The organism is Streptomyces sp. SM1 (genome assembly GCF_002910825.1).
Classification (GTDB): domain Bacteria; phylum Actinomycetota; class Actinomycetes; order Streptomycetales; family Streptomycetaceae; genus Streptomyces; species Streptomyces okerensis.
Map to the genome: position 1 here is coordinate 1 of NZ_NEUB01000675.1, position 9,377 is coordinate 9,377.

Annotated in this window: 10 protein-coding genes and 1 pseudogene; 3 read left to right on the plus strand and 8 right to left on the minus strand. The window is 70.7% G+C overall.

Annotated features, from left to right (window positions below):
* Positions 1-113: 113 nt before the first annotated feature.
* The 4 genes from B9S61_RS18435 to B9S61_RS18450 all read right to left on the minus strand — a co-directional run bounded on the left by B9S61_RS18435 (position 114) and on the right by B9S61_RS18450 (position 4,043).
* Positions 114-1,142 carry a 6-phosphofructokinase gene (locus B9S61_RS18435; protein WP_103543257.1) on the minus strand — a complete coding sequence of 343 codons (1,029 nt, stop codon included), beginning with the start codon at positions 1,140-1,142 and terminating at the stop codon, positions 114-116.
* A 129-nt stretch (positions 1,143-1,271) separates the two neighbouring features.
* Positions 1,272-1,967 (minus strand): response regulator transcription factor, encoded by a 696-nt coding sequence (locus tag B9S61_RS18440; protein ID WP_103543250.1) that lies wholly within the window; start codon positions 1,965-1,967, stop codon positions 1,272-1,274.
* The gene (gene macS, locus B9S61_RS18445) at positions 1,964-3,211 is read right to left on the minus strand and encodes a MacS family sensor histidine kinase (protein ID WP_103543251.1); all 1,248 of its coding nucleotides are present in this window, start codon (positions 3,209-3,211) and stop codon (positions 1,964-1,966) included. Before macS ends, B9S61_RS18440 begins: the two co-directional genes overlap by 4 nt.
* A gap of 28 nt (positions 3,212-3,239) precedes the next feature.
* Complete coding sequence (locus B9S61_RS18450; protein ID WP_103543258.1) at positions 3,240-4,043, minus strand: 1-acyl-sn-glycerol-3-phosphate acyltransferase; 804 nt, start codon at positions 4,041-4,043, stop codon at positions 3,240-3,242.
* 191 nt (positions 4,044-4,234) lie between these two features.
* Between B9S61_RS18450 and B9S61_RS18455 the strand changes: the two genes are divergently transcribed.
* Both B9S61_RS18455 and B9S61_RS18460 read left to right on the plus strand, forming a co-directional pair.
* A complete protein-coding gene (locus B9S61_RS18455; RefSeq protein ID WP_103543252.1) occupies positions 4,235-5,038 on the plus strand; it encodes a carboxylesterase in 804 nt (267 codons plus the stop codon).
* Positions 5,031-5,621 carry a hypothetical protein gene (locus tag B9S61_RS18460; protein ID WP_103543253.1) on the plus strand — a complete coding sequence of 197 codons (591 nt, stop codon included), beginning with the start codon at positions 5,031-5,033 and terminating at the stop codon, positions 5,619-5,621. Before B9S61_RS18455 ends, B9S61_RS18460 begins: the two co-directional genes overlap by 8 nt.
* A gap of 33 nt (positions 5,622-5,654) precedes the next feature.
* On the opposite strand, the gene B9S61_RS18465 is transcribed toward B9S61_RS18460, so the two are convergent.
* From B9S61_RS18465 to B9S61_RS18480, 4 genes and pseudogenes are all read right to left on the minus strand, one after another.
* Entirely contained in the window at positions 5,655-6,410 is a 756-nt protein-coding gene (locus B9S61_RS18465; protein WP_103543254.1) for an endonuclease/exonuclease/phosphatase family protein, read from the minus strand.
* 36 nt (positions 6,411-6,446) lie between these two features.
* Positions 6,447-6,632 carry a DUF397 domain-containing protein gene (locus B9S61_RS18470; protein WP_103543259.1) on the minus strand — a complete coding sequence of 62 codons (186 nt, stop codon included), beginning with the start codon at positions 6,630-6,632 and terminating at the stop codon, positions 6,447-6,449.
* An 11-nt stretch (positions 6,633-6,643) separates the two neighbouring features.
* Complete coding sequence (locus tag B9S61_RS18475) at positions 6,644-6,829, minus strand: DUF397 domain-containing protein (RefSeq protein WP_103543255.1); 186 nt, start codon at positions 6,827-6,829, stop codon at positions 6,644-6,646.
* Positions 6,826-7,647: pseudogene (locus B9S61_RS18480) on the minus strand (Scr1 family TA system antitoxin-like transcriptional regulator). The gene B9S61_RS18475 and the pseudogene B9S61_RS18480 overlap by 4 nt, the downstream one beginning before the upstream one ends.
* A gap of 496 nt (positions 7,648-8,143) precedes the next feature.
* Between B9S61_RS18480 and B9S61_RS40365 the strand changes: the two are divergent.
* A partial coding sequence (locus tag B9S61_RS40365; protein WP_146064883.1) for a transposase occupies positions 8,144-9,377 on the plus strand: 1,234 nt, incomplete at its 3' end.

The following is a 9,377-nucleotide window of genomic DNA, read 5'->3' on the forward strand; positions in this document are numbered from 1 at the left end:
TTGCGCAGCCCGGCGCTTGCGGGGTGCCGTCGCGCCCACCCGTGCCGCCCCGCGGCACGACTGCCCGCGGCAGCGGGAGCGGGAGCGGCAGCGGGGGTCGGGTGAGGGTGGGGTCAGCCGAAGAAGACCCCGACCTCCTCGTACAGTTCGGGCTCCACCGTCTTCAACCGCGCGGTGGCCGCGGCGATCGGCACGCGGACGATAGCGGTGCCGCTGAGCGCGACCATCTTGCCGAAGTCCCCGTCCCGCACGCAGTCGATCGCGTGCAGCCCGAACCGGGTGGCGAGCCACCGGTCGAAGGCGCTCGGCGTGCCGCCCCGCTGTACATGGCCCAGGACCGTCGTACGGGCCTCGTTGCCGGTGCGTTTCTCGATCTGCTTGGCGAGCCACTCGCCGACCCCGGAGAGCCGGACGTGTCCGAAGGAGTCCAGCGACTGGTCCTTGAGCACCATGTCGCCGTCCCTCGGCACGGCGCCCTCCGCGACGACCACGATCGGCGCGTACGAGGCGCGGAACCGCGAGGTCACCCAGGCGCAGACCTGGTCGACGTCGAAGGGCTGCTCGGGGATGAGGATGACGTTGGCGCCGCCGGCCAGGCCGGAGTGGAGCGCGATCCACCCGGCGTGACGCCCCATCACCTCCACCACCAGCACCCGCATGTGCGATTCCGCGGTGGTGTGCAGCCGGTCGATGGCCTCGGTGGCGATCCCGACGGCGGTGTCGAAGCCGAAGGTGTAGTCGGTGGCGGAGAGGTCGTTGTCGATGGTCTTGGGCACGCCCACGCACGGGATGCCGTACTCGTCGGCGAGCCGGGTGGCGACGCCGAGGGTGTCCTCGCCGCCGATGGTGATGAGGGCCTCGACGCCGAGCGCGGCGAGGTTGTCCTTGATCCGGCGGATGCCGTCCTGCTCGTTCAGCGGATTCGTCCGTGAGGAGCCGAGGACGGTGCCGCCGCGGGGCAGGATGCCGCGGACGGCGGCGATGTCGAGGGGGACCGTGCGCCCGTCGAGGGGGCCGCGCCAGCCGTCCCGGAATCCGGTGAATTCGTAGCCGTACTCCTGGACGCCCTTGCGGACGATGGCCCGGATGACGGCGTTGAGCCCGGGGCAGTCGCCGCCTCCGGTCAGTACTCCGACCCGCATGTGGAAGTGTCCCTTCGCCATGGTTGCCGAAATGCCGTTCGTTCCCACCTGCACGGTAAGGGTGATCCGGGTCACATCGACATGGCCGGGACAGTCAATTCCTGGGAGAAATGGGGGCGTTGATCCCCGCTACTCGTCGTCCAGGCCGCGTTCCATGGCGTAGCGGACGAGTTCCACGCGGTTGTGCAGCTGGAGCTTGCCGAGGGTGTTCTGCACGTGGTTCTGCACGGTGCGGTGGGAGATGACGAGCCGTTCGGCGATCTGCTTGTAGCTGAGACCCTTGGCCACCAGGCGCAGCACCTCGGTCTCGCGGTCGGTCAGCCGGGGCGTCCCCGGCTCACCGTCGGCGGGGGCGGCGCCGGCCGGTTCGGAGGCGAGCCGGCGGTACTCGCCGAGGACCAGGCCGGCGAGGCCGGGGGTGAACACCGGGTCACCGGCGGCGGTACGGCGCACCGCGTCCTGGAGGTCCTCGGTGGACGCCGACTTCAGCAGATAGCCGGTGGCGCCGGACTTCACCGCTTCGAGGACGTCGGCGTGCTCACCGCTGGCGGACAGGACGAGCACGCGGACGGCGGGGTTCGCGGCGACGACCTCCTTGCACACCTGGACGCCGGGCTTGCCGGGCAGGTTCAGGTCGAGGACGAGCACGTCGGGCGAGGCGGCCCTGGCCCGGCGCACCGCCTGCTCGCCGTCGCCGGCGGTGGCGACGACCTCGAAGCCCGACTCGGAGAGGTCACGGGCGACGGCGTCGCGCCACATGGGGTGGTCGTCGACCACCATCACCCTGACCGTCGGGGCCGTGTGCTGCCCGGTGGTGTCCGTCATCTCTGCTCCGCCTTCCCCCGCGGGTCGTTCACGTGGTTCGTCTCCTTGGGTACCTTCAGCTCGACCTCCGTGCCCTGCCCCGGCACCGAGATCAGGTCGGCGCTGCCGCCGAGGTCGCGCAGCCGGCCCCGGATGGACAGGGCCACCCCGAGCCGCCCCTCGCCCTCGGCCCGGGCGAGCCGGCCCTCGGGGATGCCGGGTCCGTCGTCGCGGACGGTGACGATCACCTCGTCCGGTTCGTCCTCCACCAGGATCCACGCGCGGGCCCGCTCACCGGCGTGCCCGCGCACGTTGTCCAGGGCGGCTCCCACGGCGGCGGCCACCTCCCGTGCGGCGGCCGGGGCCAGCCGGACCGGGGCTCCGGGTTCGGCGAGGCTGACCTGGGCTCCGGCGAAGGGGGCGAGCAGGGAACGCAGGTCGACCGGTCCGTCGTCGTCCCCGGTCCCGTCCCCGTCGTGCTCCACGGCCCGTACCACGGCGCCCTGGGCGGCGTCCTCCGAGACGCGGGAGACGGGTACGAGGCCGCCGGAGACGAGCGTGCGCAGCGCCACCTCCTGCTCGCCGGCCATCCGGCCCAGCTCGGCGGCCTCACCGCCGATCACGGCGCCGCGTCGCTGCACCATCGCCAGGACCTGGAGCACGCTGTCGTGGATGTCCCGGGCGAGCCGTTCGCGTTCTCGGGTCGCGGCCTCGATCTCCAGGGCGCGGGCGAGGGTGCGCTCGGAGGCGCGGGCGACCTCGACGACGTAGCCGATGGCGATGGAGGCGACCCAGACGAGGATCACGTTGTGCACGGTGTCGCGGGCGGGGCCGCCGCGTTCGATGAGGTTGGCGGCGGCGACGGGGGTGGAGGCGAGGGCCGCCCAGCGCCAGCCGCCCTTGATGGCGAAGGCGAGCACGGACCCGGCGGTCCAGATCGACGGCAGGGTGGGGCCGCCGGCGTGGACGCGGTCGGGGTCGTCGACGAGGGGGGTGAGCAGGATGCCGGTGAGCGCGACGGTCAGGTCGGCGGTGAGGAAGCGCTTGGTGCAGGCGGCGGCGCTCGCGACCCTGGGCAGGGTGGCGAGGGTCCACACCACCAGGACGGCGAAGAACCCGAGGGCGGGCCAGGGGCGGGCGAAGTTCTCGTAGGCGGCGGCGAACAGGCCGACCGCGTACATCATGGTGAGGACCCGGTAGCCGGCCAGCGCGCGCCACAACGGCTGCTCGACCGACATGCGCATGACTCTCTCGCGCTTCGCCATGGTCCCCCCGCTCCCGCCCCGGGCCCCGCTAGGGGCCGGACCGTCTCTCGGTCTGCTCCTGGTCGGCCTGCTCCATGGCGGCCCTCAGCTTCTCGGCCTGTTCCTTCTCCGCGCGGGCGAGGGCGGCCTTCGCCGCCTTCTCCGCCTCCTTCTCGGCCTTGGCCGCCTCCGCCAGCTGCCGCTTCATGGCGGTGGCGTACATGTCGACGTACTCCTGGCCGGAGAGTTTCATGATGTCGTACATGACCTCGTCGGTCACCGCGCGGAGGACGAAGCGGTCGTGCTCCATGCCCTGGTAACGGGTGAAGTCCAGCGGTTCACCGATCCGGATACCGGGCCGCATCAGCTTCGGCCTGACCTGCCCGGGGGGCTGGATCTTCTCCGTGTCGATCATCGCGACCGGGATCACGGGCGCCCCGGTGGCCAGCGCCACGCGCGCGAGACCGCCCGGCTTGCCGCGGTAGAGCCGGCCGTCGGGCGAGCGGGTGCCCTCGGGGTAGATCCCGAACAGCTCACCGCGCTCCAGCACCTCTATGCCGCTCTTGATCGCGGCCTCACCGGCGCCGCGCGCGCCGGAGCGGTCCACCGGGAGCTGGCCCGCACCCTTGAAGAAGGCGGCCGTCAGCCGGCCCTTCATCCCCGGCGTGGTGAAGTACTCCGCCTTGGCGATGAAGGTGACCTTGCGGTGCAGTACGGCCGGCAGGAAGAAGGAGTCGGAGAACGACAGGTGGTTGCTGGCCAGAATGGCGGGGCCCTCGGCGGGGATGTTCTCCAGGCCCTCCACCCAGGGCCTGAAGGCGAGCTTCAGCGGCCCTCCGATGGCGACCTTCATCGTGCCGTACAACAACCGAGTGCCTCCTGTGTGTGTAGGTCAGACCATATCCCGGAGGACGGTCAATGGCCCCGACGGCCCTGGTCGGTGTCAGTACCGTCGCGTACGGTGAAGGTCCTGCAATCCGTGTGCCGTCCCTGCGCTTCACTCGAACCTTCATACGTACCCGTCATACGAACAGGAGGCCGAAGGTGTCGGTCCTGCCCGGAGCCGAGCCGTACCGCCACGAGGGCGGGGAGACGGCCGTTCTCCTCTGCCACGGCTTCACCGGTTCACCGCAGTCCCTGCGCCCCTGGGCGGAGCACCTGGCCGCGCGCGGCCTGACCGTCTCGCTGCCGCTGCTTCCCGGGCACGGCACCCGCTGGCAGGACCTCGGGGTCACCGGCTGGCAGGACTGGTACGCCCAGGTGGACCGCGAGCTGCGGCTGCTGCGGGACCGCTCCGAGCGGCTCTTCGTGGCCGGCCTGTCGATGGGCGGCGCGCTGGCGCTGCGGCTGGCGGCGCGGCACGGCGACGCGGTGAGCGGGGTGGCGGTGGTCAACCCGGCGAACAGGATGCACGGGGTGGCCGCGCACGCCCTGCCCGTACTCCGCCACCTCGTCCCGACGACGAAGGGCATCGCGAGCGACATCGCCAAGCCGGGCAGCACGGAGATCGGCTACGAGAAGGTCCCGCTGCACGCGGCGCACTCCCTGCGGAACTTCTTCCGGCTCGTCGACGGCGAGCTGCCCCAGGTCACCCAGCCGCTGCTGCTGATGCACAGCCCGCAGGACCACGTGGTGCCGCCCGCGGACTCGGCGCGGATCCTCGGCCGGGTGTCGTCGACGGACGTGACGGAGGTCCTGCTGGAACAGAGCTACCACGTGGCGACGTTGGACCATGACGCGGAGCGCATCTTCGGTGAGAGCACCGCGTTCATCGGCCGGCTGGCACCCGGCGCCGTCAAGGAGCCGGAGACCGGTCTCGGCAAGGAAGGGACGACCACAGGTGGCTGAGAACGACTCGGACCGTGAAGGCCGCGAGCCGGAGGAGAAGGGTGTTCCCTTCGACGAGGCCGCCGCGTGGGAGGCGATCGTCACCGGGTACGGCGAGGAGCCGCCGGACCCGCCGGGCGCCAAGCCGTTCAAGTCCATCGAGGACCTGGCGCTGCTGGAGGCCGAGACCAACGACGAGGACGACGGCGACACCAAGACGGCGCCCCGCAAGGCCGAGGACAAGCCGGCCAAGCCGCTCGGCGGCTCCGTCTCCTTCGCCCCCGGCGTCGGCGGCGGCGGCCCGCGCGACTACAGCGTGGCCGAGCCCGCGGAGGAGGACCTCGACGAGACCGACGAGGGCCACTTCGTCCCGCCGGAGCCCCCGCCGCTCCCGGAGACGGACATGACCTCCCGGTTCGCCTGGCTCGGCGTCCTGGGCGGCCCGCTGCTCCTGCTGCTGGCGGTGCTCTTCGGCTGGTACATGACCTGGTGGATGACCACCCTGTGCATCGGCGGTTTCCTGGGCGGCTTCGCCACCCTGGTGATGCGGATGCGCACGGACGACGAGGACGAGGACGACCCGGGGCGCGGGGCGGTGGTCTGACGCCGGCGCGGTGGTCTGACGCCGGTGGGCCGGTCAGGCGGCGGGCACCCGGACGGCGGCCAGCACCGGAAGGTGATCGGTGGCCGCCGCGAGGTCCTTCTCCGTCACCCCCGGCTGCCCGAGCGGCACCCCGCACCCCAGCACCTCGACGCCCTTGCTGACGAACAGGGCGTCGATCCGCCGGTGCGGTTCGTTCCGCGTCCAGGTGTGCTCACCGCCCCAGGGGGCGGCGCCCCGGCAGTCCGTCAGGGTCTCCCCGATCCGCCGGAAGGTCCGCCCGCCCGGCCCCTCGTTCAGATCCCCGCCCGCCACGGCATGCTCCACACCCATCCCGGCGATCCGGTCGAGCAGCATGCCCCCCTGCTCGTACCGCTCGCGCTTCTCCAGGGACAGATGACAGCTCACCACCCCGAGCCGAGCCCCACCGAACCTCACGACAGCAGTGGCGAACCCGCGCCGATGCTGTCCCGGAGTGAGCGGCAGCAGCACATCCTCGGTCCGCTCGACGGTCGCCCGCAGCGAACACAGCAGCGCGGGCCCGGCGGCGGTGGCACCCCCGGACAGCATTACCAGCCCGGACTCGGACGCCAGCGCCGCCAGCTTCTTCCGCCACCGGAAGAACCGCGGCGCCTCCTGAACCAGCACCAGATCGGGCGCACAGGCACTGATCACCCGGGCCAGCGCATGGACGTCATCCCGCATCGAGCGGATGTTGTAACTCAGCACCCGGACAACGGCCGAACCATCGGACTCGGTACGGGAGTCGGGCAGCAGCGGAGTCATCGCCATACGATCAACATAGTCCGCCCCGCACCCTGACGCGGGTCAGCGCTCCACACGACGGAGGAAGTCACGCCAGGCGACCGAGGAGGCCACGAATCCCGGCCGGCTCCTCTCTTTGGAGTCCCGCACGTGCACGACCCCGGCCGCGAAGGCCACCTCCACGCAGTCGTCACCCTCAGAGCCGCTGTGGCTGCTCTTGAACCAGTCCAACTCACTGTGGATACGCATGGCGCCCCTCATCAGCGACCCACACATCCGAGGAAGTCATGCCATGCAGCCGCTGACACCGCGAACCGCGGCCCGTCCTGCGTCTTGGAGTCACGCACATGCACGGCGCCAGGTGCGTGCGCCACCTCCACACAGCTGTCCCCCTGGGACCCGCTGTAACTGCTCTTGAACCAGTCCAGCTCGCCGTTGACACTCACAGGGCTCCTCGCATTCGCTGCAACAACTCCGCCGAGTCCGCCGGGGACAGGGCCTGCGAGCGCATCTTGGCATAACGCATCTGCATCAGGCTGATGTCTTTCGGGACAGAAATCAGCTGGCCGGTCTGCTGCCCCTCCGAGTACCCGAACCACTGGTGCTCTGGCGCCTCCAGGAGTTGCATGGGCCCACCCGTACCGGCGTGATACGGCTGCCGCTGAGGCATAACTTGCAGCTCCACATTTCACAGCTCGGTGCACGCGAGGAGATGATCGATCAGCTCCCGTGTGACCTCCTCCCCACCCGTGTGCCGCAGCAGCACCGACTCCTCGACGATGAAGCTGAACGCGATCGGCGGCCGGCGCCGGAGCAGTTCCTGCCGCGCCAGCCGGGCCGCGATCCGCTGCTCCAGTTGCTCCTCGCTGGGCGGAGGCGGCACGTTGAGCATCACGGCGCGGGTGTACGCCTCGGTCTGGAGCAGCCCCGGCACCACCCGGCACTCGTACGTACACAGCCCGACCGCCATCTCCTCCAGCTGGGCCCACTCCCGGAACCACACGGCCAGCCCGCGCTGCCGCCCGAGGTGCCGGACCATGGCCCGCAACACCCCGAACGCCTCCAGTTCCTCCTCCGCCCGCTCGACGAAGACGGCGGTCGGCATGCGCCGCCCCTGCTCGACCGAAGCGACGGAGGCATGGGAGTAGTTGAGCCGCTCGGCGAGCTGCTCCTGTGTCATCAGGGCACGTTCTCTGAACGTCTTCAAGGCCGCCCCGAATGCCTTGAGACTGTCGGACGACTCAAGCGTGCTGCCGTTCGCCATGGACGACGACCCCCTTGTCGCGTTACCGGCACACCTTCCAGCCGTACAACGCGCAGCCAGCCGGGCAGGGTTACGCACCGCCCCCGCTCACAGCCCGTACAAGCCCCCGTGTACGGGTCACCCGCATCACGCCCCGCGACTCAGGGCACTTCCCAGACCCACGGCGTACACGACGGAAAGCACGATGCCGAACGGCTCAGGAAGATACGAGCAGGCAACGAACACAGCCGCCACCGAAAGGGCACCCCCGATCCAGACCGCTCAGTGACGCCCTCCTGACTGACAGGCGTCAGCCATCCTCATCTTCGCGCCTCAGCCTCTCCCTCAGCACATGCCCCCAGAGCGCCCCTGCCCCTAACACAACAACCGTCGGCCCCAACGTTCGAGCCAACCCCCCTATCGCACTGAAAACAAAATGAGCAACCGCCGTGAGGTAGCTATTCAGCAGGGTGTGATCGGTTCGCGGACCGTGCGGCGTGATCGCTAGGGTGGCGGTGTGGAGGATCCCGACTGGTCTGCGAAGGACCTTCTTGCCGAGTTGGCCGCGGTACGCGGCGAGTTGGCGGCTTCCCGGGCCGAGGCGGCCGCGAAGGACGAGCGGATCGATCAGCTGCTGGTCCAGATCGCGGAGTTGACCACGCAGGTCCAGGCCCTGGTACTGCGGCTGTCGAGGGATTCCTCGACCTCCTCGAAGCCGCCGTCCTCGGACGGGCCGGGCAAGCGGCCCCGTGGCGGGTCCTCGCGTACCCGCTCGGGACGCAAACCGGGCAAGCAGCCAGGTGATCCGGGCACCACCTTGCGGCAGGTAGAGGATCCGAACGAGCGGATCGTCATCCCCGCTCCGGCATCCTGCGCCGGCTGCGCGTCCTCGCTGGTCAAGGTTCCGGTGGCCGCGGTGCGCCGCCGTCAGGTCTTTGACCTGGCCACCCCGCTTCCGCCGCAGGTCATCGAGTACGCCGCGGACGTCAAGTGCTGCCCCGGGTGCGGAAAGAAGGCCACCGGAGTCTTCCCGGCCGGAGTGGAATCGGCGGCCCAGTACGGTCCCGATGTCACCGCGAAGGTCGCGGACGCGGTCCTGGGACACCACATCCCGGTACACCGCTCGACACTGCTGGTGATGGAACTGTGCGGGATGAAGGTCTCCACCGGCTTCGCCGCATCCCTGCGAGGCCGGGCCGCCCGCCTGCTGGAGGCCGGGTTCCTGCCCTCGGTCCGCGCCCTGCTCTCCGGCGCACCCGTCGTGCACGCCGATGAGACCTTCACCCGCACCCGGGCCAGGACCGTCTTCCTGCACGTGGCCTCCACCGCGCACCTCACCCTGATGCACACCGGTGACCGCTCGGCCGCGACCATCGACGCCGGCCAGGTCCTGCCGCACCTCAGCGGTGTCCTGGTCCGCGACGGATACGCCGGCTACACCCACCTCGACCACGTCCTGCACGCCTGGTGCGGCGCGCACCTGCTACGTGACCTGCGCGGCATCCATGAAGCCGACCTCCAGGGCCAGCTGTGGGCCCGCGCCATGGCCGACACCCTCCTGGAAGCCAACCGTCTCGCGTCCGCCGCCCGCGACACCGGGCGCGAGGAACTCACCGCCGACGAACTGCGCACCATCCACCGGCTCTACACAGGAGCACTGGCCCGCTCCCGCCAGGACAACCGGAACAAGAACACCGAACTCGCCCGGCACGCCCGCACCCTGGCCAAACGTTTCGAGGAACACCGCGAGG